This window comes from Duganella fentianensis (genome assembly GCF_009857835.1).
Lineage (GTDB): Bacteria > Pseudomonadota > Gammaproteobacteria > Burkholderiales > Burkholderiaceae_D > Rugamonas > Rugamonas fentianensis.
The window spans coordinates 321,151-344,076 of record NZ_WWCL01000003.1 but is presented as its reverse complement, the minus strand read 5'-3'; the positions used below and the strand labels follow the sequence as shown (position 1 = coordinate 344,076).

The window sequence follows — 22,926 nt, the reverse complement described above, 5'->3', positions numbered from 1 at the left end:
TATGAAAAAAAATAATTCTATTCCAAAAGTAAACACTTCGCTTTGCTTACCCTTGTTTACGGCCGGCCACCTGCGCACGATTGAGGCACATTAAACCTCCCCTGGTGCCAAACTACACACTGGGTAGCAGAAGCACGAGGGGAACGACTATGGAATGGTGTGCCACATGGCGAAGCTGGCTAGCTGCCCTGCTAGGGCTACTGCTAGGGCTACTGACCGCTGCAAGTGCACTGGCACAGGTGGAGCTACTGCCGCCCATGGCGGCGGGACAGGTCAGCGTATCGGGGCTATCATCGGGCGGCTACATGGCCGTGCAGTTCCAGGTGGCGTTCTCCGCCACCGTGCGCGGCGCGGGCATCATTGCTGGCGGACCATATTTCTGTGCACAGGGCAGCGTCTACACGGCCACCACCCGCTGCAGCTGCACCAGCGACGTGTTCGCCTGCCGCGTGCATCCGGGCGGCACCCGCATTGCCGACCTGATCGTGCTGACCGACTGGTTTGCCGCCGATGGCGCCATCGATCCACCCGAAGAGCTGGCCAGCCACAAGGTGTGGATGCTGTCGGGCAGCGTGGACAGCATCGTGCCGCAACCTGTGATGACCGACCTGTACAACTACTACCGCCACTACATGGCCGCCAGCCAGATCGTCTACCGCCGCATGCTGCCGGCCGAACATGCGCTGCCCACCGACCAGTACGGCAACCCCTGCGCCCATTTAGGCAGCCCCTACATCAACAACTGCACCTATGACGCGGCCGGCCAGTTGCTGCAATGGATCTACGGTCCCCTACTGCCGCGCAACAGCGGCCCACCCGCCGGCCGCGTGATGGCTTTTGTACAAAGCGAGTTCCTGCCCTTCCCCACGCTGCATGGCATGGCCACCGTAGGCTACCTGTACCTGCCGAAAAGCTGCGAAGACAGTGCCGGCGCGGGCTGCCGTCTGCACGTCGCTTTTCATGGCTGCCTGCAGGATATCGACAGCATAGGCACCACCTTCATCGACCATGCCGGCTACAACGCCTGGGCCGACAGCAACCGCCTGATGATCCTCTACCCGCAAGCGTCCGCCATCGCCCCCAATCCGCAAGCGTGCTGGGACTGGTTTGCCTACGACGATGCACGCTACGCGCTCAAATCCGGCCACCAGATGGCGGCCGTCAAACGTATGGTGGACCGGCTGACAGGGGTGCAGCCAGCCGCCAGCGTGAGTCCGTCTAGATGCCGCCCAGACAGATGTATTTGATGACGAGGTAATCATCGAGGCCGTAATGCGAGCCCTCGCGTCCCAGCCCTGACTGCTTGACGCCGCCGAAGGGCGCTATCTCGTTCGAGATCAGCCCCGTGTTGACGCCCACCATGCCGCTCTCCAGCCCTTCCGCCACACGCCAGATGCGACCGATATCGCGCGAATAGAAATAGCTGGCCAGCCCGAACTCGGTGGCGTTGGCCAGCGCCAGCGCTTCCTCGTCCGTCCGGAAGCGGAACAGCGGCGCCAGCGGGCCAAAGGTTTCTTCCGTTGCTACCAGCATGGAGTTATCCACATCGGCAATCACGGTCGGCTCGAAGAAGCCGTGACCGAGCGCGTGGCGCTGGCCACCCAGTAGCACGCGGCCGCCTTTGGCCGTGGCATCGGCCACATGCTGTTCCACTTTCTGCACGGCTTTCTCGTTGATCAGCGGCCCTTGCGTGACGCCGTCTTCCACGCCATTGCCCACTTTGAGCTTGCCGACGGCCGCTACCAGCTTGTCGGCAAACTGCTGGTACACGCCATCCTGCACATAGATGCGGTTGGCGCACACGCAGGTCTGGCCCGCGTTGCGGTATTTGGAAGCCAGCGCGCCTTCTACGGCTGCATCGAGATCGGCATCGTCGAATACGATGAAGGGCGCATTGCCGCCCAGTTCCAGCGACAGCTTCTTGATGGTGGGCGCGCTCTGCGCCATCAGCAAGCGGCCTACGGCAGTGGAGCCGGTAAAGGTCAGCTTGCGCACAATAGGGCTGGCACTGAGCTCGCCGCCTATGGCCACCGGGTCGCCCGTCACCACGCTGAACACGCCGGCCGGCACACCGGCCCGCTCGGCCAGTTCGGCCAGCGCCAGCGCGCAGAACGGCGTGGCTTCGGCCGGTTTCAGCACCATAGTGCAGCCAGCGGCCAGCGCCGGCCCCACTTTGCGGGTAATCATCGCGATGGGGAAATTCCACGGCGTGATGGCCGCGCACACGCCTATCGGCTCCTTGGTCACCAGCAGGCGCCGGTCCGGCCATGGCGATGCCAGTGTTTCGCCTGCGATGCGTTTGGCTTCCTCGGCAAACCATTCGATAAACGAGGCGCCATACGCCACTTCGCCGCGTGCTTCGGCCAGCGGCTTGCCCTGCTCGGCCGTCATCAGCTGCGCCAGATCTTCGGCATTGGCCAGTATCAGATCGTTCCAGCGACGCAGGATGGCTGCGCGCTCCTTGGCAGTTTTCTTGCGCCATGCCGGCCATGCAGCTTGGGCGGCAGCGATCGCGCTGCGGGTTTCGGCTGCGCCCATCAGCGGTACGCTGCCCAGTTGTGCGCCCGTGGCGGGATTGTGCACGGCCAGCGTGGCGCCATTGTCGGCATCACACCATGCGCCGTTCACATAGGCCTGCTGGCGCAGCAGGCTGGTATCGTTGAGTTGCAGCATAGCCTCTCCTGTCAAAGAACTACTATGCCACAGACTGCGGCGCGCTGTTTTACTCCACCGTGAAGGAAGACAGGTCCGGATGGGGCGGCGGATAATGCAGATCCATATGCTCCAGCGTTTCCAGCAGCAGGCTGGCGATCACCAGATTGCGATGGGTCTTGGAGTTAGCCGGCACCACATACCATGGCGCATGGGGCAGATTGGTTTCGCGGATCGCGTCTTCGTAAGCGCGCTGATAGGCTGCCCATTTTTTACGCTGCTCGATATCGGCCGGATTGAATTTCCACTGCTTGTCCGGATCATCGAGCCGCTCCTGCAGGCGCTGGCGCTGTTCCTCTTTCGAGATATGCAGGAAGACCTTGACGATCACCGTCCCCGTCTCGGACAGCATGCGTTCGAAATCGCGGATCTGGGCATAGCGGCGCTGGCATTCTTCCATCTCTATCATGCCCTGCACGCGGGTAATCAGCACGTCTTCGTAATGGCTGCGGTTGAAAATGGCGATCTCGCCTTTCACCGGCACCTGCTGGTGCACGCGCCACAAATAATCGTGCGCCAGCTCGTTATCGGTGGGCGACTTGAAGGCCACCGCGCGCACGCCCATAGGATTGACGCGGCTGAACATGGCGCGCACCGTGCCATCCTTGCCGGCCGTATCCATGCCCTGCAACACCAGCAGCACTTTCTTGTTGTGCTGGGCGTAGAGCTTGTCCTGCAAGGCCGAAATGCGGTCTATCAGCTCGCCCGTGCGCTTGATGTCGAGCGCCTTGGCTTTGGCCTTGGTCAGCCCGGGATTGGCCGTGCGGCTGGAAAATACCGCCCTGCCTGCGTCAGCTTCACGCAGTTTCAGGCGGGACGAGGCGCGAAAGCGCTGGCGGGCATTATGGGTCATGCAGCTAGCATACCACTGGCAGCGAGCTGTGCCGCACGGCAGCCCCACCATGCCGCCTCCTCGAACACGGAAAAGCCCGACAGATCGGCATGGGCGAACAGGATGCGGCCCTCGTGCTCGCGCAGCGCACGCACACCGGCATTGCTGCGGAAATGCGGCAACGGCGCTGCCATCGCATGGCCACGCAGAGTGATATCGACGCGCTCCACACAGGATACGAACTCGCTGCCGTAGGCCGTATGCAGATCGGCGCTGGCCAGCGCCAGCAGTTCATCGGGCCTGGCTGCCAGCAGCCATTTGCGCGCGCTGACAGGGTCGCGGTCGGACAGCGCCACATAGGCGCTGAACACGGTTTTTTCCGGTGGCCGTACGCGGATATCCTGATGGGTGGACACCACATAACCGAGGCCCGGTTCGCTGTACACCACGTTATCCCAGCACAGCGGCTGGTCCGGCAGTTCGTGCGGGAAGCGCTTGAGCAGAAAGTTCGCCACCAGCCACGGCGCATACGCAGGGCTATGTTTGGCCGGATCGAAACCGTAGGCGGCGATGTTCTCCACCACGCGCGCCGCGACATACAGCGGCATGGCGCAGATGGCTTTGCGCGCCCGCACCAGATAGCTGTGCGGCTGGCCATCCTTGAGCGTAAAGCACAGCGCTTCGATGCCCTTAGCCGTTTCCTTCAGCGATACCACGGTGCCGCCGCGGCGCTGTATGCCGGATGCCCGTTCCAGTCCGCTGGCCAGCGGCTGCAGACCGCCCGGCCACGTCAGCCACGCACCATTGCCTGCATTGGCGGCCTGCCCCCAGCGGCTGCAGTAGTAGTGCAGCCCAGCCCATGCCGACACCTGATCGTAGCGGGTGCCGTAATCATCACGGCAGCAGTAGTTGAGATACCAGTGCAGCGTGGGTGCCGTGTAGCCGTTCTGGGTCAGCCAGTCTTTCAGGGTGATCTGATCGAGCGCCTGCCACTGCGGGTCTTCTGACGACAGCACGGTGGGAAATACGAACACGCGCCGGCCATCATTGCCACGGGTCTGGCGCAGCCGTGCCACCTCGGCGAAAAAGCGCGCGTGCTGCTCACGTTCCCATTGCGGCACGCCTTCGGTAGGAATAAAGCCTTCCTGCCAGTGGCCGTCTTTGAGCAAGCGTTCTTCCGGCGCATGCAGGATGTAGCGCTCGTCGTAAGTGGGCTGCTCGGCATACGCATCCTTCTGGATGATGCCCAGATCGGCCAGTATATCGCGCACATGCACGGACTCCGGTGAAGGCAGCGGCAGATAGTGGGCGCCGGTAGGATAGGCATATTCGCCGAACGCGCCGCCGGCCGCATTGCCATACGGTTGCGGGCCATCGATCATCAGCATGTCGCGCACACCGAGCTTGTTGAGCTTCCACGCCGCCGTCAGGCCGGCCACGCCGGAGCCGAGGATGGCTACGCCCGTCTCTATCACTTCGGATGGCGGCGGCACGGCGCGGCGGTCGCGCAGATAGTGGCCTTCGTCACGTCCCGGATAGTGCACGGTAGGCGTGACTTCGCGCCAGCGCAGAAAACCGGCCACGCTGCCTGCGGCCAGCGCACCGGAAGCGCCAGCCCACAGCAGAAACGAACGACGCAGCATCAGCGTATCACCCTGCGCCAGTCCTGCTCGAATTCATGCACGAGAGACTGGGTGTTCAGGCGATTCGGCGCCATCGGCAGGCGCTGCATATCGGGCGGGAAGCTGAACATTTCGCGCGTCGTGTCGGCATTCAGATAGCGCATCGGCAGGCGGTAGCTGGTGGGCGCCCTGTAGTCGGCCTGCGGCGTGGCGAGGATGAAGCCCCATTCGCCGAACGAGGGCACATAGGCGTGGTAGGGATAGGTTTTCAGCCCCACTTCGCGCAGCGTGGCGTCGATGGTCCAGTAGGCATGCGGCGCAAAGAACGGCGAAGTCGATTGCACCACCATCAGGCCGTTGGCTGCCAGATGCTTTTTCACCATGCCGTAGAACGGCACGGAATACAGCTTGCCCAGTGCGAAGCTGGACGGATCGGGGAAATCGACGATCACGGCATCAAACATATCATCGTGCTGTTCCAGCCAGATCGCCGCATCGGCATTAATCACCCGCACGCGCTGGTCGCTGAACGAGCCGTGATTGAGCTTGACCAGTTCTTCGCGCTTGCTGAAAGCGCCCGTCATGGCCGGATCGAGATCGACCAGCGTCACGTGCTCGATCTGTGGATAACGCAGGATTTCGCGCAACGCGAGGCCGTCGCCGCCACCCAGCACCAGCACCCGTTTGGCCCATGGCAGCGGCTGCAGTACCGGATGCACCAGCGCTTCGTGATAGCGGTATTCATCGCGCGAGGAAAACTGCAGATTGCCGTTGATGTACAGGCGCAGATCATCCTTCCAGTGGGTGATCACCAGCCGCTGGTAGGGCGTGGTGGTGGCATATACGATTTCATCGCCGAACAGGCCATGCTCGCCCCAGTAGGTCAGCTTGTCGGCAAAGGCAAAACCGAACACCAGCACGCACAGCACACTGGCCGCGCGCAGCATACGCCCTGCCACATTCTGCAGCTCTGTGCGGAACACGGTAATTGTCCACAGGGCCACGCCGACATTGAGCATGCCGAACAAGAAACCCGTACGCACCAGCCCCAGATACGGCGCCAGCACCAGCGGGAACAGCAGCGATACGGCCAGCGCACCCAGATAATCGAAAGTCAGCACACGGCTGACCAGTTCATTGAACGCCGTCTGGCGCGCATTCAGCGCACGCATCACCAGCGGCACTTCCATGCCGACGAAAGCGCCGACCAGAAACACCATCACATACAGCAGCGTGCGGAACGGCGCGGCCATCCACGAGAAGGTCAGAAACAGCAGTGCGGCCGACAGGCCACCGACCAGTCCCACCGCCAGTTCGATATCGACGAAGCGGGCCAGCACATCTTCATCGCGCACATATTTGGACAGGTGGGCACCTACACCCATAGCAAACAGATAGCAACCGATGATGGTGGAGAACTGCAGGATAGAATCACCCAGCAGGTAGCTCGACAGCGCGCCGGCGATCAGTTCATAGGCCAGACCACAGGAAGCCACCACAAAAACGGACAGGATCAGAATCTTTTTGTTCATTCGTCGATTTTGCACTATTATCAAGTCAACCACTTTAACTGAAGGTGTGCCGTGCCCGCCATCCTAAATTATCTGATCCACCTGTTACTGGCCGCCGTGCTACTGGCGGTGTTCTTCAAAGCCTACACTTCCTGGACTCCGTTTGACGAAGTACTGCTGATCCGGCAGGGCAATCTGGCGGCAGCCCTGTCACTGGGCGGCGCGCTGATCGGCTTTTCCATCACCATCGGTTCGGCCCTCGTGCACACGGCCGACTACCGCGAATTCGTCATGTGGGCCGCCGGTGCCATGGTGGTCCAGATGCTGGCCTATGCCGTCACCACGCGGCTGCTGAACATGGCCAAAGACCAGATCGAGGGCAACAACGCAGCTTTTGGCGGCCTGCTGGGCGCCATTTCCATTTCCATCGGCGTCATCAACGGCGCCTGCATTTCCTAACAACGCGAGGACCATTATGGGCATCGGTAGCTTTATCAAGAAGCAGTTTATCGACGTAATTCAGTGGAACGAAAGTGCCGACGGCGTACTGGCGTGGCGCTTCCCCATGCAGGATCAGGAAATCCAGAATGGCGGCGTGCTGATCGTGCGCGAATCGCAGATGGCCGTCTTCGTCAACGAAGGCCAGATCGCCGACGTGTTCGGCCCCGGCACCCACAAGCTGAGCACCCAGACCCTGCCCCTGCTGACCAACCTGATGAACTGGGACAAGCTGTTCGAATCGCCGTTCAAATCGGATGTGTACTTCTTCAGCACGCGCGTGCAGACGGCGCGCAAATGGGGCACGCCGCAACCGATCACCATCCGCGACAAGGATTTCGACATGGTGCGCGTGCGCGCCTTCGGCATGTATTCCTACCGCGTGACGGACCCGCGCCTGTTCTTCAAGGAGATCAGCGGTACGCGCGAGCTGTACACGCGCGACGAGGTGGAAGAACAGCTGCGCGGCATCCTGATGGCCAGCATGGCCGGTTCGCTGGGCAGCTCGCAAGTGCCCTTCCTCGACATGGCCGCCAACCAGATGCTGATGGCGCAGCAGATCAAGGGTGATCTGGGCACGGCCTTCGCGCGCTACGGCATCGGCCTCGATGAATTCAACGTGGCCAGCGTGAGCCTGCCGGAAGAACTGCAATCGGCACTGGACGAACGGATTTCGGCCGGTATGAAAGGCGGCATGAGCGCCGACAAGATGACCGGTTATACCCGCTACCAGACCGCCAACGCGATTCCGCTGGCCGCCCAGAACGAAGGTGGCGTGGCTGGCCTCGGCATGGGCCTCGGTGCCGGCGTCTCGCTCGGTCAGGTGATGGGTCAGGCGCTGGGTGGTGCCATCGCGCCGGCAGCAGCAGCGCCGGCCACTGCAGCGGCCGAAGACAGCATCGAAGCGCGGCTGGAAAAACTCAAAGGCCTGCTCGACAAAGGCCTGATTTCGGCGACCGACTACGACAGCAGCAAAGCCGAACTGCTGAAAAAACTCATAGGTTAAGCGGGGCGCCAGCAACTACATGCAAACCGTTTCCTGTCCTAGCTGCGGTGCGGAAGTCCATTTCCGCTCGCATGCTTCGGTCATGGCTGTCTGCGAATACTGCAGCACCAGCGTACTGAAAGATGCCGATGCCGTGCGCGATCTCGGCAAGATGTCGTCCGTACTGGAGGACTACTCGCCTATCCAGATCGGCACCAGCGGCGTGCTGGGCCAGCGCCCGTTCACGGTAGTGGGCCGGCTGCAGCTACGCTACGACGCGGGGTTGTGGAACGAGTGGTATCTGCTGTTCGATGACGGCACCACCTCCTGGCTGGGCGATTCCTCCGGCCTGTACACCATCACCGCCGAGTACCGCGGCACGGCGGCGCTGCCACCGTTTGACGCACTACATCCGGGCTATACCTACGATCTGAATGGCGCGCCCTACACGGCGGCCGAAATCCGCGTGGCCGACTGCGTGGGTGGTCAGGGCGAGCTGCCGTTCAAGGTAGGCGATGGCTATCAGGCACGCGTGGCCGACTTCCGCCGCGGCAGCGAATTCATCACGCTCGATTACTCGGATGGTCCGCAGCCCGTAATCTACACGGGGCTGGCCGTCACGCTCGACAGCCTGCAATGCCAGCTACTGCGCGACGACGAGGCGATCCAGCGCGCAGCGGGACGTTATCGGGGCAAACTCAGTGCGCTCGACTGCCCTGCCTGCGGCACGCAGATCAAATACCTGCCCGGCGTGACCACCACGCTGGTGTGCCAGTCCTGCCACAGCCAGATCGATGCGGCCAGCCCCAAAGCGGCCGTGCTGGCGGCCGGCGAGCGGCTGGCCAGCGTACCGATGAGCATAGAACTGGGTGCCACGGCACGCATCAACAATCAGGATTTCACCATCATCGGCATGATGCGCCGCGCCGACGATGAAGGCACGCAGTGGAACGAGTATCTGCTGTACGGCACGCGCGCCGGTTTCTCGTGGCTGGTCGAAACGGATGAAGGCTGGTCCGGCGCCAATGTGCTGTCCGAATGGCCACTCAGCTACCAGCCCGGTGCACCGGGCGTGGTGGTGGAGCGCACCCAGTACAGCAAGCTGTATGACTACGGCTCGGTGGTCACTTTTGCCGCCGGCGCCTTCAACTGGCGCGTGGCCGTCGGCGACCGTACCCAGGTATCGGAATACAGCGCCGGCCAGCTCAGACTGGCCAGCGAAACCACCGCGCAGGAAATGACGTGGTCACGCTCAGCCCCGGTTGCGACCGACCAGCTGGCGGCCTGGTTTGGCAGCCAGTTCAAAGGCGCACCTCGCCGCGGAACAGCGACAGCGGCGGGCAGCGGGCGCGATGCGCGCTATCACCGCAGGCTGGCCCAGCGCGTCATCTGGGTGATGCTGGCTTTTAATGCGATCCCCTTGCTGATCAATTTTTCTTCCACCTGGTTCCTCAGCCTGATAGGCGCGGCGGCAATCTACCTACCTGCCTGGTTCCTCGATAACGGGGAGTCGTCATGAGCAAATATCTGCTGTATGCCATCGTGGTGGCGTTCGTGACATCGGCCAGCAGCTGGATCAGTTTTGGCAGTGGCAGCAGTGCCGGCCATGGCTATCGCGGTAGCACCTGGAGTTCGCACACAGGCGGCGGGGGCGGCAGCTATGGCGGCGGTTCCGGCGGAGGCGGCCACAAATGAAGCGCGTCGCTTTGCCCGAACTGGCCCCTGCGGCCATCCATCAGCCGGCCGGCCTGCATCTGCTGGCTGACCTGAGCGGCATAGCACCCCAGCGCCTGAGCGATTGCGCTACGCTGGAAAGCCTGCTGCGCCAGGCCGCGCTGGCAGCCGGTGCCCATGTGCTGTTCAGCCATTTCCACGGCTTCGGTACGGGGCTGGGCGTCACGGGTGTGGTGCTGCTGGCCGAGTCCCACATCACCATCCATACCTGGCCGGAAAATGGCTACGCCGCCGCCGATATTTTCATGTGCGGCACGGCGCAACCGGAGCTGGCGCTAGCCGTGATCGAACAGGCGCTGGCACCAGCCAGCCGCCAGATCAGCATCATCGAACGACGCGCCCAGCCGTCCGGTCACTAGCCCGAATACGGCCTAGTGGCGCACGCCCAGCGACACCACCGTGCTGCTCAGATCTATGCCGCGCACTTCCACGCTGCCGAAGCTGCCGCCGCTATTGCCGCGTACGTGGACATTGTTGAAGCTGAGCGCACCGATGGAAGTGGGCATCTGCAAAGTCAGCGAGCCATCGGCCTGAATGGCGGCGCTGGCATTGCGCGCATCGTAGACGACATTACGTACGCTGCTCTCCGCTTCCAGAAAACCCAGCACGGGATTGACCAGCTTGGCCATATCGCCTATGACGGCGACGCCGTTCACGCTGGCCGGCTGGCTGATCTGCGCCACCAGATCGGCGCTCAGGCCCTGCGCGGAACTGCCGCGCATTTCGCTTTCGCTCAGTTGCTGCAAGGCTGCAGCAGGCGCACTGGCCGGCGTTTGCGGCGCGACGGGTGCAGCCAAGGCCGTCAGCGGCGACAGTAAAGCGACAGCCATGGCGGCAGCAGCGCGCATGTTGTGCTGGCTATGCAGCAGCTCGTCGAGATGCTGGTGGGTAATCACATCCCACTCGGTAAAGATTTCACCGAGGCGGCGCCCGGTCTCTTCCTGATGGGCGATGGCCCGGTCCAGCTGTTCCTGCGTAATCAGCCCCCGTTTGACCAGCAACTGGCCAAACCTCGATCGATGATGAAATTCGTGCAGCCATGCCATGCTCGTTCTCCGCTCAATGTCAGCAATATCAGCATCTAAGATAGCATTAAAACAAGGCCGTACTAGCCGTCCAGAGTGGAGGCATTCATCTAGAAACCGGCCTGCTGCGGAGGGGCGCGAGGTGGCGACGGATTGATCTGGCGCACTGGCCGGTGCCGCAAGCGCTGCGGCGGGACGAAAAAAAAGGCAGCCGAGGCTGCCTTTTTGCTGTGCTGCTTGCGTTGCTTAGTGCTTGGCGCGCAGTTTGGCGATGGCGGCCAGTTGGCCGATCGCTGCTGCCAGTTCCGCCTGCGCTTTCGCGTAGTCGATGCCGGCAGTGTTGTTTGCCAGCGATTCTTCGGCACGTTTCTTGGCCGCTGCCGCTTTGGCTTCGTCCAGATCCTTGCCGCGAATCGCGGTATCCGCCAGCACCGTCACGGCGTTCGGTTGCACTTCCAGCAGACCGCCGGCGACGAAGACGAACTCTTCTTCAGCCTGGCCTGGGATCTGGATGCGCACTGCGCCCGGACGGATGCGGGTGATCAGCGGCGTGTGCTTGGGATAAATCCCCAGCTCGCCCTGTTCGCCCGGCAACGCGACGAATTCGGCTTCGCCCGAGTAGATCAACTCCTCGGCGGAAACCACGTCCACGTGTATAGTGTTTGCCATGTCTATCCTGTCGGTTGTGATGCGGTTCCGCGTACGGAACCGCTCAGCAATAGCTCAATGATTAGTTGAGTTTCTTGGCTTTTTCGATGGCTTCATCGATCGTGCCAACCATGTAGAACGCTTGTTCTGGCAGGTGATCGAGTTCGCCCGATGCGATCATCTTGAAGCCTTTGATCGTATCTTTCAGCGAAACGTATTTACCTGGCGAACCGGTAAACACTTCAGCAACGTGGAATGGCTGCGACAGGAAACGCTGCATCTTACGTGCACGCGCTACCAGCAGTTTGTCTTCCGGTGCCAGTTCGTCCATACCCAGAATCGCGATAATGTCGCGCAGTTCTTTGTAGCGCTGCAGGGTACCCTGAACAGCACGGGCGGTGTCGTAGTGTTCCTGACCAACCACCAGCGGATCCAGCTGACGCGAGGTCGAATCCAGTGGGTCCACGGCAGGGTAGATACCCAGCGAGGCGATGTCACGCGACAGAACCACGGTCGAATCCAAGTGACCGAAGGTGGTCGCTGGCGATGGGTCGGTCAAGTCATCCGCTGGAACGTACACGGCCTGGATCGAGGTAATCGAACCGGTTTTGGTCGAGGTAATACGCTCTTGCAGACGGCCCATTTCTTCGGCCAGGGTAGGCTGGTAACCCACTGCGGAAGGCATACGGCCCAGCAGTGCGGATACTTCGGTACCGGCCAGGGTGAAGCGGTAGATGTTGTCCACGAAGAACAGAACGTCTTTACCTTCGTCACGGAACGATTCCGCGATGGTCAGACCGGTCAGCGCAACGCGCAGACGGTTACCAGGTGGTTCATTCATCTGACCGTACACCATCGCTACTTTCGAGTTGGCTGGGTTTTCCAGGTCAACTACTTTAGCGTCGGCCATCTCGTGGTAGAAGTCGTTACCTTCACGGGTACGCTCACCCACACCGGCGAACACGGACAGACCCGAGTGCGCTTTAGCGATGTTGTTGATCAGTTCCATCATGTTCACGGTCTTACCTACACCTGCACCGCCGAACAGACCCACTTTACCGCCTTTAGCGAATGGGCAAACCAGGTCAATAACTTTGATACCGGTTTCCAGCAGATCCTGCGATGGCGACAGTTCGTCGTATGCAGGCGGGGTACGGTGGATCGAAGCGATCTGGTCGTGAGCAACTGGACCGCACTCGTCGATCGGGTTACCCAGCACGTCCATAATACGGCCCAGGGTAGCTTTACCTACTGGAACCATGATTGGTTTGCCGGTGTTCTGGATCTGCATGCCGCGACGCAGACCGTCCGACGAACCCAGAGCAATGGTACGGACCACGCCGTCGCCCAGCTGTTGTTGTACTTCCAGGGTCAGGTCGGAGCCTGCCATTTTCAAGGCATCGAATACCTTGGGCATCGCGTCGCGTGGAAACTCAACGTCCACCACAGCGCCGATACACTGAACGATTTTGCCATCAGCCATGTTCGTTCCTTCTATATTGAATGTTTTGTTTAAACCGCTGCCGCACCGGCGACGATTTCAGAGAGTTCTTTGGTAATCGCAGCTTGACGAGTCTTGTTGTAGATCAGCTTCAGTTCGCCGATCACATTACCGGCGTTATCACTTGCCGCCTTCATCGCCACCATCCGCGCCGATTGTTCCGACGCCAGATTTTCCGCAACCGACTGGTACACCAGCGCTTCTACATAGCGCTCCAGCAGTTCATTGATCACGCTGGCCGCATCAGGCTCGTAGATGTAATCCCAGTTGTGATTACCTGCATCTGCCTGTTTCTTGGCCGCTGGCAGTGGCAGCAATTGCTCCACAACCGGCTCTTGTTTCATCGTGTTAATGAACTTGGTGTAGCACAGATAGACTGCGTCGATTTCGCCGTTCTCGAACTTTTCCAACATGACCTTGACAGGTCCGATCAGTTTGTCCAGATGCGGGGTATCGCCGATCTGCGTTACTTGCGCAACGACAGGAACGCCTACGCGATTCAAAAAACCCAAACCTTTGTTACCGATAGCTACCGCAGCAATCTTGTTGCCAGCCGTTTCCAGCTCACGGGTCTTCGCCGTCACCATACGCAGCACGTTGGTGTTCATACCGCCGCACAGACCTTTATCGGTCGTCACAACGATGAAGCCAACAGCCTTGGCCGATTCCTTCTGCTCTTCAGCCAGGAACGGGTGGGTGAATTCCGGATTTGCGGTGGCCAGATTAGCGGCGATATTCCGAATCTTCTCACTGTAGGGACGGGCGGCGCGCATACGATCCTGCGCTTTGCGCATTTTCGATGCGGCGACCATTTCCATCGCCTTGGTGATCTTCTTCGTATTTTCTACGCTCTTGATCTTGCCTCGTATCTCTTTGCCTACTGCCATGAGTCCTTACTCCTTCTGCGCTGAGGGCGATCCCGCAGGATCGCCTTGCCGCTTAAAATGCGCCGGATTTTTTGAAGTCAGCAATGGCAGCCGACAGCGCAGCTTCGCCGTCTTTGTCCAGTTGCTTGGTTTCTTCAATCTTCGCCAGCAGCGCAGCTTGTTTGGTCTTCAGGTAGCTGTGCAGGCCAGCTTCGAAGGACAGCACTTGTTTCACTGCTACGTCATCGAGGTAACCCTTGTTGACAGCGAACAGCGAAGCAGCCATCAGCGAGATCGACAGTGGCGAGTACTGAGCCTGCTTCAGCAGTTCGGTCACGCGCGCACCACGGTCCAGCTGTTTGCGGGTCGATTCGTCCAGATCGGAAGCGAACTGCGCGAACGCAGCCAGTTCACGGTACTGTGCCAGGTCGGTACGGATACCGCCGGACAGGTTTTTGATAACCTTGGTCTGCGCTGCACCACCCACACGCGATACGGAAATACCGGCGTTAATTGCAGGACGGATACCAGCGTTGAACAGCGAGGTTTCCAGGAAGATCTGACCGTCGGTAATCGAAATCACGTTGGTAGGCACGAAGGCCGACACGTCACCCGCCTGGGTTTCGATGATAGGCAGTGCGGTCAGCGAACCGGTTTTACCTTTGACTGCGCCGCCGGTGAAGGCTTCGACGTAGTCAGCGTTCACGCGAGCAGCACGCTCCAGCAGACGCGAGTGCAGGTAGAACACGTCACCTGGGTAAGCTTCGCGGCCTGGTGGACGACGCAGCAGCAGGGAGATCTGACGGTAAGCCACAGCTTGTTTCGACAGGTCATCGTAGACGATCAGTGCATCTTCGCCACGGTCGCGGAAGTATTCGCCCATGGTGCAGCCCGAGTAGGCCGAGATGTACTGCATAGCAGCCGATTCAGCAGCCGAAGCAGCCACCACAATGGTGTACTCCAGCGCGCCGTGCTGTTCCAGCGAACGCACGATGTTCTTGATGGTCGAAGCTTTCTGACCGATCGCGACGTAGATACAGGTCATGCCCTGACCTTTTTGGTTGATGATGGCATCAACGGCTACGGCGGATTTACCGGTCTGACGGTCACCAATGATCAGCTCACGCTGGCCACGACCGATAGGTACCATCGCATCGATCGATTTCAGGCCGGTCTGCATAGGCTGCGACACGGATTCACGGGCGATAACGCCCGGAGCGATTTTTTCGATCGGCGAGGTCAGTTTGGCATCGACAGCGCCTTTGCCGTCGATAGGCTGGCCCAGAGCGTTGACCACACGGCCACGCAGTTCAGGACCAACTGGCACTTCCAGAATACGGCCGGTGCATTTCACCGTGTCGCCTTCGGAGATGTGCTCGTAAGCACCCAGAATCACGGCGCCGACGGAGTCACGCTCCAGATTCATTGCCAGACCGAAGGTGTTACCTGGGAATTCCAGCATTTCGCCCTGCATTACTTCGGACAGACCGTGAATGCGGACGATACCGTCAGCAACGGAAATCACCGTGCCTTGGTTACGTACTTCAGCGCCACCATCAAGGCCTTGAATACGGCTCTTGATCAGCTCGCTGATTTCAGATGGGTTGAGTTGCATACTAACTCCTAAAAGTGTTTCTCTCAGCTTACGCGAGATGAAGAATCTGTTCTAAGCGACGCTTACGCCACCAGCGCAACACGCATTTGCTGCAGCTTGGCGCGTACCGAAGTGTCCAGCACTTCATCGCCGACGACCACACGCACACCACCGATCAGGGCCGGATCCACGGTAACTACCGGGTTCAGCTTGCGGCTGAATTTCTTTTCCAGCGTGGCGACCAGTTCGGTCACCTGAGCCGAGCTCAGATCGAATGCGCTAGTGATTTCCGCATCAGCTGCACCTTCCACGGCGTTTTTCAGCGCCTGGAACTGGCTGCCGATTTCCGGCAGCAGACTGACGCGGCCGTTTTCGACCAGCATGCTCAGGAAGTTTTTGGCTTCCTGATTCAATGGCGATTTCACCAGTGCCGTAATGGCGGCGCTCACATCGCTAGCCGAAGCTTTCGGATTGCGGGCGAATGCTTGTACCTCGGGGTGGGCACCGATCTGGGCCAGTTCGGCGACCAGTTCGGACCACGCCGCGAGGGTGAACGATTCCTTACCTGCTTGGGCTACGCGGAACAGAGCTTCCGCGTAGGGACGGGCGACGGTTGCGTTTTCTGCCATGATTACAGCTCGACAGACAGGCGCGACAACAGATCAGCGTGAGCCGATGCATTGACTTCGCGCTTGAGGATTTGCTCGGCGCCCTTCACAGCCAGGTCAGCCACCTGAGCGCGCAGCGCTTCACGCGCCTTGGCCAGTTGCTGATCGGCGTCGGCTTTAGCTTGCGCAATGATGCGGTCTGCTTCGGCTTGTGCATTAGCTTTGATTTCTTCTGCGACCAGTTGCGCACGCTTTTCAGCGTCTGCAACGCGTTGCGAAGCTTCTTCGCGCGCACCGGCCAGCGCTTCGCCGGCACGTTTTTCAGCCATGACCATCGCAGCCTGGCCTTGGTCGGCCGCAGCCAGACCATCAGCGATACGCTTGGCACGCTCATCCAACGCTGCATTCAGCGAAGGAAATACGAACTTCATCGAGACCCAGACCAGCACCGCGAAGGTGATCATCTGCCCGAGAAGAGACATATTGATGTCCATACCTTTGCTCCTAACTAAAAGTTTCTCCTAGAAGGGAGCGAATTACTTACCAGCAGCGGCGATGATAGCGGCCAGGAATGGGTTGCTGAAGGTGTACAGCAGAGCAACACCAACGCCGATCATCGAGATCGCGTCCAGCAGACCAGCGATAACGAACAGTTTGGTTTGCAGTTGTGGCATCAGTTCAGGCTGACGTGCCGAAGCTTCCAGGAATTTGCCGCCCAGAATTGCGAAACCGAGAGCGGTACCGATAGCGGCCAGGCCGATGATGATAGCTGCGGCCAGAACGGTCATGCCTTGTACTTGTGCGATCAGAGCTTGCATTTATTTCTCCTAAGATTTTAAAAAAGACTACAGATACTAAGAAAGTGAAAACAGATTTTTAAACTTAATGTTTCTCAACCGCGAGGCTCAGATACACCACAGTCAGCGCCATAAACACAAACGCTTGCAGGGTCACCACCAGGATGTGGAAGATAACCCATGGACCACCGAGCAGCCACTGCGCCCACCATGGCAACAGAGCGATCAGGATGAACAGCAGTTCGCCGGCGTACATATTGCCGAATAACCGCAGCGACAGCGACAGTGGCTTAGCCAGCAACTCGATCATCTGGAAGATGAAGTTGACCGGTGCCAGAACCACAGCCATGAAGCCATGTGCGTGGAATGGTGCGGTGAACAGCTCTTTACCCCAGCCGCCGAGACCTTTGGCTTTGATCGAGAAACCAATAATGCACAGCATGACGCCGAACGACATGCCGAAGGTGTGGTTGACGTCGGCGGTAGGCACAACGCGCAGCTTGTGGACGCCGAAATTGCTCAGCAGCTGAGGCAGCAGGTCGACTGGCAGGAAGTCCATGGCGTTCATCAGCCAGACCCAGCAGAAGATGGTGATGGCCAGCGGGGCGATCACGGCGCTCTTGGCGTGGAATGCGGAATTGACCACTTCATTGACCAGATCCATCACGGCTTCTACGAAGTTCTGCAGCTTGCCCGGTACGCCGGCGGTGGCGCGACGCGCTGCCAGGTAGAACACACCGAGGAAAATAAAGCCCAGAATGGCCGAAACCCAGAACGTGTCCAGGTTGAAAGTACCGTCAGCAGACTTGAGGTGGCTCAGGTGGTGCTGGATGTATTCGATGGAAGTCGGCGCGTGGTGCGCTCCCTCAACAGCATTTTCTGTGGTCATAATAGTATTAGATTTTGGTGATTAAACTGCGAGCAGTGAGAACCAGTATGCCAAGGTTGCCACCGCGAAACCTAAGATCAGCCATAACCATGCGGCCGACTGAAACAACACTAGCGCGACGATGAACAGCACTACTGTTGTAAAAATTTTCATTACTTCGGCCCGTACATGCGACCGGAACACTACTTTGGGATCGTTTGATCCGCGCGTGACGAAAATCGCGTACATCAGACTACCGATGACTGCGACTGCTCCGCCATACGCGGCCGACCATGCTTTGTTGGGTCCGGCCCAGATCCATGCCAATAAGGCAAATGCGGTGACGATCACCAACTGCAGGGCCACAACCTTGAATATCGGTCTGGAATCACTCGTCACATCTCTCAATTTGACTAGCTCCCAAGCCGCCGATAAACCACAAAGACACGGGATTATATGTGTCTTTAATGTAGTGCGTCAAACTTTGCTGCACCGCAGCAGAGCATTTGGTGCACGAAAGCGACGCTTTTAAAACCATTTCGGACCGCTTTGCACCAAGTTGGAACCAGATAGCTTGCAGACCAATTTATGTTCAAAATGACAATAAAGTGGTCCGCAGGAAAAATCAGGCACGCAAGCGGGCCAGCACGCCTTCCAGGATGTCGAGGTCGGCAAAGTCGATGATCATCTGACCACGGCCTTTGCTACCCATCTTGAATACCACCGGCGTGGCCAGCGTATCGGACAGTTCTTCTTCGAGACGGACGATGTCGCCCGACTTTTCTTTCTGGCGTGCCTCGGCCGGTGCGGCCTTCTGCTCTTCCAGCGTCTTGTTAACCAGTTTTTCCGTTTCGCGTACCGACAGTCGCTTGGCGATGACCAGATTGGCCAGCGTGATCTGGGTAGCGCCATCGACGGCCAGCAGTGCACGCGCATGGCCCATATCGATATCGCCGGCCATCAGCATGGTCTGCACGGCCGACGCCAGATTCATCAGACGCAGCAGATTCGATACTGCACTGCGAGAACGGCCCACCGCGTTGGCAGCCTGTTCATGGGTGAAGGCGAAGTCCGTAATCAGACGGTGGATACCTTGCGCCTCTTCCAGCGGATTGAGATCTTCGCGCTGCATGTTTTCGATCAGCGCCATAGCGGCGGCGGCCTGATCGTCCACATCACGTACCAGCACCGGCAGTTCTTCCAGACCTGCTAACTGGGCGGCGCGGAAACGGCGCTCGCCGGCGATGATTTCATATTTGGTATTGCCGCTCTTCTTGTCCGTGCCAACGGGACGTACCAGGATCGGCTGCATGATGCCCTGCGTCTTGATGGACGCAGCCAGTTCCTGCAAACCACCCTCGTCCATGCGGGTACGAGGTTGATATTTACCAGCCTGCATCTGCGCGACGGGCAAGGTGGACGGGGTATTCGCATCCGCCGTGTTCAGATCGCCATTTCCGCCCAACAGGGCGTCCAGGCCGCGACCGAGGCCTTTCATTTTTTTGGTTGCCATGAGATTGCCTTACATTTTCTTGATGCGTTTGACCATCTCGGCGCCGAAAGCGATATAGGCCTGCGCACCTTTCGAGCTCGGGTCGAAAGTCACGCCCGGCACGCCGTAGGACGGCGCTTCAGCCAGACGTACATTACGCGGGATGATGGTTTTGAAAACCTTGTCACCGAAGTGCTGCTCGAGCTGGGCCGAGACTTGCTGCGACAGCGTCATGCGCGGATCGAACATCACGCGCAGCAGACCGATGATCTTCAGGTCGGGGTTGAGATTGGCGTGCACTTTCTTGATGGTGTTGACCAGATCGGACAGCCCTTCCAGTGCATAGTATTCGCACTGCATGGGTATGATCACACCGTGTGCTGCGCACAGGCCGTTCAGGGTCAGCATGGACAGCGCCGGCGGGCAGTCGATCAGCACGAAGTCGTATTCCTTGTCGACCACGGCCAGTGCATCCTTGAGGCGGCGCTCGCGGTTATCCAGTTCCACCATCTCGACTTCGGCACCAGCCAGTTCGCGGTTCGAAGGCAGCACATCGAAGTGGCCCGGCTCGGAACGCTGACGCGCCGTAGCGACATCGGAGGTGCCCAGCATGACTTCATAAGTGGATGCCGACAGGCCGGCCTTGTTAATGCCGGCGCCCATCGTTGCATTGCCTTGCGGGTCCAGATCCACCAGCAGCACGCGCTGGTTCAGCTTGGCCAGGCCGGCGGCCAGATTCACCGTGGTGGTGGTCTTGCCGACGCCGCCCTTTTGATTCGCTACGCAAAAAATTTTCGCCATGTATTTCTTCTTGTTACTCTCGTGGTGTTTTAAAAAATCGCCACTAATTATTTATACTATTAAAACGGTATAAACGATTTATATTATTTATACTTAATAAACTATATAAACCGTTTATACCGTATAGATTGTTTATTCCGCTTCAGCCTGTATGAATACCAGATGGCGCTCTGCGTCCAGCCCCGGTACCGCCAGAGGCTGTAGTTTCTGCACTTTCCATGGCGCTGGCAGTCGCTCGCGCTCGTCCTCCGGTGCCGTGCCTTTCAGGGCGATGAACTGGCCGCCCTCCTGCAGCAGATGGCCCGACCAGTTGACGAAGTCCGACAGGTCGGCAAAGGCACGCGAAGTAATCACATCGAACTTGGTCTTCACTTCCAGCTGCTGCACCTGCTTGGTGTACACCGTGACATTGCTCAGTTCCAGCTCGGCTTTCACCTGATTCAGGAAAGCCGTCTTCTTGTGCACCGTGTCGATCATCGCTACCTTCATATCGGGCCGGCTGATGGCCAGCACCATGCCGGGCAGACCGCCACCGGCACCCACATCGAGCACATTCTGCGCGCCGGCAAACGCCGGCACGGCGGCCAGCGAATCGAGCACGTGCAGCGTTACCATCTGCATGGGATCACGCACCGACGTCAGGTTGTACACCGAATTCCACTTGTTCAGCAGGGCCAGATAATCGAGCAGTTTGGCTACCTGTGCCTCGTCCAGATTCAGCTCCAGCGCGGTAATGCCCTGCTGTAAAACGTCCGCTATTGCAGCGCGGTCAAACACCTTCATTGAACAGCCTCATCCTTCTTTGCATCGGCTTCGGCGATGAAACCGCCATAGCCCGTCTTCTTCAAATGCACCAGCAACAGCGAGATCGCGGCCGGCGTTACGCCGGAAATACGCGATGCCTGACCCAGCGTTTCAGGGCGCTGGGCATGCAGTTTCTGGCGTACTTCCACCGACAGCGCAGTGATGTCCAGATAGCTGAAACCTTCCGGCAGCTTGAGGTTTTCGTAGTGCTCGTGGCGCTCTACTTCGCGCAACTGACGGTCGATATAGCCCGAATATTTGAGCTGGATTTCCACCTGTTCGCGCACGGCTTCATCCGTCACACCGGGGCCGGCCAGTTCGCGGCCATCCACACCGGACAGGCTCATCAGCTTATCGTAGTCCACACCGGGGCGGCGCAGCAGGTCGGCCAGCGAGTATTCACGCTCGATGGCTTGACCAATCACACGTTCCGATTCGGCCGCTGCGAGGATGCGCGGGTTGACCCACGTGGAGCGCAGACGCTCGAGTTCGCGCGCCACGGCTTCGCGTTTTTCCTCGAAAGCCTGCCACTGCACATCGCCCACACAACCGAGTTGGCGGCCGATTTCCGTCAGGCGCATGTCGGCATTGTCTTCGCGCAGACTCAGGCGGTACTCGGCCCGGCTGGTGAACATGCGGTACGGTTCCTGCACACCCTGCGTCACCAGATCGTCGACCAGCACGCCCAGATAGGCTTCAGAACGGGCTGGCGTCCACGCTTCGCGGCCTTGCGTCTGCAGCGCGGCATTGATGCCGGCCAGCATACCCTGCGCTGCCGCTTCTTCGTAACCCGTGGTGCCGTTGATCTGGCCAGCGAAATACAGACCGTTGATGGCCTTGGTTTCTAGCGACGCTTTGAGGCCGCGCGGGTCGAAATAATCGTATTCGATGGCATAGCCGGGACGCAGTATGTGGGCGTTTTCCATGCCCTTCATCGAGCGCACCAGTTCGATCTGCACGTCGAATGGCAGGCTGGTAGAGATGCCGTTCGGGTAGAACTCGTTGGTGGTCAGGCCTTCCGGTTCCAGGAATATCTGGTGCGATTCCTTGGCCGAGAAGCGGTGGATTTTGTCTTCGATGGACGGGCAGTAACGCGGACCCACGCCTTCGATCACGCCCGTGTACATGGGGCTGCGATCGAGACCGGCACGGATGATGTCGTGCGTGCGGGTGTTGGTATGCGTCACCCAGCAAGGCATTTGCTGCGGGTGCATAGCGGCGTTGCCCATCACGGAGAACACTGGCACGGGATCGAGATCACCGGGCTGTTCCGTCATGGCAGCGAAGTCGATGCTGCGGCCATCGATACGCGGCGGCGTACCCGTTTTCAGACGACCTTGGGGCAGCTTGAGTTCCTTCAGACGGGCCGACAGCGAGATGGCTGGCGGGTCGCCGGCACGGCCTGCGGAATAGTTCTGCAGGCCCACGTGAATCTTCCCGTCGAGGAACGTACCAGCCGTCAGCACTACGGCCGGCGCGAGGAATTTCAGACCGATCTGGGTGACGGCGCCGACTACGCGGTCGCCCTCCACCATCAGGTCGTCCACAGCCTGCTGGAACAGCCACAGATTAGGCTGGTTTTCCAGCCGCGAACGGATGGCCTGTTTGTACAGAATACGGTCGGCCTGCGCGCGGGTAGCGCGAACGGCAGGGCCTTTGGAAGAGTTCAGAATACGGAACTGGATGCCCGATTCATCGGTTGCGATGGCCATAGCACCGCCCATGGCGTCGACTTCTTTGACCAGATGGCCCTTGCCGATACCGCCGATGGACGGGTTGCACGACATCTGGCCCAGCGTCTCGATATTGTGCGTGAGCAGCAAAGTCTTCTGTCCCATGCGGGCAGAAGCGAGCGCAGCCTCGGTACCGGCGTGACCACCGCCGACCACGATGACGTCGAATTGAGTAGGAAATAACATGTTGGAATGCTTTAAAGCGTGGGGATCAAGGTCAGATTATAGAGTCTTTTTGCAGCTGCGACTTTTTTAAGCACAAATTTTTCTGCGTTTGTTCCACGTGAAACAATGA

General features: G+C 59.4%; 24 protein-coding genes. 6 read left to right on the top strand and 18 right to left on the bottom strand.

Going from position 1 to position 22,926, the window contains the following annotated elements; all coding sequences use genetic code 11:
• Window positions 1-149: 149 nt before the first annotated feature.
• Window positions 150-1,247 (top strand): extracellular catalytic domain type 2 short-chain-length polyhydroxyalkanoate depolymerase, encoded by a 1,098-nt coding sequence (locus GTP23_RS14595; RefSeq protein ID WP_229256111.1) that lies wholly within the window; start codon window positions 150-152, stop codon window positions 1,245-1,247.
• Here GTP23_RS14595 and GTP23_RS14590 read toward each other — a convergent pair.
• From GTP23_RS14590 to GTP23_RS14575, 4 genes are read right to left on the bottom strand one after another with little or no spacing between them, the layout of a single operon-like run.
• The gene (locus GTP23_RS14590) at window positions 1,219-2,673 is read right to left on the bottom strand and encodes an NAD-dependent succinate-semialdehyde dehydrogenase (protein ID WP_161035838.1); all 1,455 of its coding nucleotides are present in this window, start codon (window positions 2,671-2,673) and stop codon (window positions 1,219-1,221) included. The genes GTP23_RS14595 and GTP23_RS14590 overlap by 29 nt on opposite strands.
• A 49-nt stretch (window positions 2,674-2,722) precedes the next feature.
• Window positions 2,723-3,565 carry a polyphosphate kinase 2 family protein gene (locus GTP23_RS14585; protein ID WP_161035837.1) on the bottom strand — a complete coding sequence of 281 codons (843 nt, stop codon included), beginning with the start codon at window positions 3,563-3,565 and terminating at the stop codon, window positions 2,723-2,725.
• A complete protein-coding gene (locus tag GTP23_RS14580; RefSeq protein ID WP_161035836.1) occupies window positions 3,562-5,187 on the bottom strand; it encodes an NAD(P)-binding protein in 1,626 nt (541 codons plus the stop codon). The genes GTP23_RS14585 and GTP23_RS14580 overlap by 4 nt, the downstream gene beginning before the upstream one ends.
• On the bottom strand, window positions 5,187-6,698 hold the full coding sequence (locus GTP23_RS14575; RefSeq protein WP_161035835.1) for a polyamine aminopropyltransferase: 1,512 nt from the start codon (window positions 6,696-6,698) through the stop codon (window positions 5,187-5,189). Before GTP23_RS14575 ends, GTP23_RS14580 begins: the two co-directional genes overlap by 1 nt.
• Before the next feature lie 51 nt (window positions 6,699-6,749).
• On the opposite strand from GTP23_RS14575, the gene GTP23_RS14570 reads away from it, so the two are divergent.
• From GTP23_RS14570 to speD, 5 genes are read left to right on the top strand one after another with little or no spacing between them, the layout of a single operon-like run.
• Window positions 6,750-7,136, top strand: coding sequence for a DUF350 domain-containing protein (locus GTP23_RS14570; protein WP_161035834.1), 387 nt, complete (start codon window positions 6,750-6,752; stop codon window positions 7,134-7,136).
• A gap of 16 nt (window positions 7,137-7,152) precedes the next feature.
• On the top strand, window positions 7,153-8,181 hold the full coding sequence (locus GTP23_RS14565; protein WP_161035833.1) for an SPFH domain-containing protein: 1,029 nt from the start codon (window positions 7,153-7,155) through the stop codon (window positions 8,179-8,181).
• A gap of 19 nt (window positions 8,182-8,200) precedes the next feature.
• A complete protein-coding gene (locus GTP23_RS14560) occupies window positions 8,201-9,679 on the top strand; it encodes a DUF4178 domain-containing protein (protein ID WP_161035832.1) in 1,479 nt (492 codons plus the stop codon).
• A complete protein-coding gene (locus tag GTP23_RS14555; protein WP_161035831.1) occupies window positions 9,676-9,855 on the top strand; it encodes a hypothetical protein in 180 nt (59 codons plus the stop codon). Before GTP23_RS14560 ends, GTP23_RS14555 begins: the two co-directional genes overlap by 4 nt.
• Complete coding sequence (gene speD / locus GTP23_RS14550) at window positions 9,852-10,253, top strand: adenosylmethionine decarboxylase (RefSeq protein ID WP_161035830.1); 402 nt, start codon at window positions 9,852-9,854, stop codon at window positions 10,251-10,253. Before GTP23_RS14555 ends, speD begins: the two co-directional genes overlap by 4 nt.
• A gap of 12 nt (window positions 10,254-10,265) precedes the next feature.
• Here speD and GTP23_RS14545 read toward each other — a convergent pair whose 3' ends face one another.
• From GTP23_RS14545 to mnmG, 14 genes are all read right to left on the bottom strand, one after another.
• Window positions 10,266-10,940, bottom strand: coding sequence for a cyclic di-GMP-binding domain-containing protein, MshE-related (locus GTP23_RS14545; protein ID WP_161035829.1), 675 nt, complete (start codon window positions 10,938-10,940; stop codon window positions 10,266-10,268).
• Window positions 10,941-11,165: 225 nt separating this feature from the next.
• Entirely contained in the window at window positions 11,166-11,588 is a 423-nt protein-coding gene (locus GTP23_RS14540) for a F0F1 ATP synthase subunit epsilon (RefSeq protein ID WP_155435582.1), read from the bottom strand.
• Window positions 11,589-11,649: 61 nt separating this feature from the next.
• The gene (atpD, locus tag GTP23_RS14535) at window positions 11,650-13,050 is read right to left on the bottom strand and encodes a F0F1 ATP synthase subunit beta (RefSeq protein ID WP_155435583.1); all 1,401 of its coding nucleotides are present in this window, start codon (window positions 13,048-13,050) and stop codon (window positions 11,650-11,652) included.
• Window positions 13,051-13,079: 29 nt separating this feature from the next.
• Window positions 13,080-13,955, bottom strand: coding sequence for a F0F1 ATP synthase subunit gamma (gene atpG, locus GTP23_RS14530; protein ID WP_155435584.1), 876 nt, complete (start codon window positions 13,953-13,955; stop codon window positions 13,080-13,082).
• A 52-nt stretch (window positions 13,956-14,007) separates the two neighbouring features.
• Window positions 14,008-15,549 (bottom strand): F0F1 ATP synthase subunit alpha, encoded by a 1,542-nt coding sequence (atpA, locus tag GTP23_RS14525; RefSeq protein WP_155435585.1) that lies wholly within the window; start codon window positions 15,547-15,549, stop codon window positions 14,008-14,010.
• A gap of 62 nt (window positions 15,550-15,611) precedes the next feature.
• Window positions 15,612-16,157, bottom strand: coding sequence for a F0F1 ATP synthase subunit delta (locus GTP23_RS14520; RefSeq protein ID WP_161035828.1), 546 nt, complete (start codon window positions 16,155-16,157; stop codon window positions 15,612-15,614).
• Window positions 16,158-16,159: 2 nt separating this feature from the next.
• On the bottom strand, window positions 16,160-16,630 hold the full coding sequence (locus tag GTP23_RS14515; RefSeq protein ID WP_155435587.1) for a F0F1 ATP synthase subunit B: 471 nt from the start codon (window positions 16,628-16,630) through the stop codon (window positions 16,160-16,162).
• A 42-nt stretch (window positions 16,631-16,672) separates the two neighbouring features.
• Complete coding sequence (gene atpE, locus GTP23_RS14510) at window positions 16,673-16,954, bottom strand: F0F1 ATP synthase subunit C (protein ID WP_155435588.1); 282 nt, start codon at window positions 16,952-16,954, stop codon at window positions 16,673-16,675.
• Between the two features lie 64 nt (window positions 16,955-17,018).
• Entirely contained in the window at window positions 17,019-17,822 is an 804-nt protein-coding gene (gene atpB / locus GTP23_RS14505; protein WP_155435589.1) for a F0F1 ATP synthase subunit A, read from the bottom strand.
• 21 nt (window positions 17,823-17,843) lie between these two features.
• Window positions 17,844-18,200 carry an ATP synthase subunit I gene (locus GTP23_RS14500; protein ID WP_371866844.1) on the bottom strand — a complete coding sequence of 119 codons (357 nt, stop codon included), beginning with the start codon at window positions 18,198-18,200 and terminating at the stop codon, window positions 17,844-17,846.
• A 226-nt stretch (window positions 18,201-18,426) separates the two neighbouring features.
• The gene (locus GTP23_RS14495) at window positions 18,427-19,314 is read right to left on the bottom strand and encodes a ParB/RepB/Spo0J family partition protein (protein WP_161035827.1); all 888 of its coding nucleotides are present in this window, start codon (window positions 19,312-19,314) and stop codon (window positions 18,427-18,429) included.
• 9 nt (window positions 19,315-19,323) lie between these two features.
• Entirely contained in the window at window positions 19,324-20,094 is a 771-nt protein-coding gene (locus GTP23_RS14490; RefSeq protein ID WP_155435592.1) for a ParA family protein, read from the bottom strand.
• 132 nt (window positions 20,095-20,226) lie between these two features.
• Entirely contained in the window at window positions 20,227-20,877 is a 651-nt protein-coding gene (gene rsmG / locus GTP23_RS14485) for a 16S rRNA (guanine(527)-N(7))-methyltransferase RsmG (protein ID WP_161035826.1), read from the bottom strand.
• Window positions 20,874-22,817 (bottom strand): tRNA uridine-5-carboxymethylaminomethyl(34) synthesis enzyme MnmG, encoded by a 1,944-nt coding sequence (mnmG, locus tag GTP23_RS14480; RefSeq protein ID WP_161035825.1) that lies wholly within the window; start codon window positions 22,815-22,817, stop codon window positions 20,874-20,876. Before mnmG ends, rsmG begins: the two co-directional genes overlap by 4 nt.
• Between the last annotated feature and the right edge of the window lie 109 nt (window positions 22,818-22,926).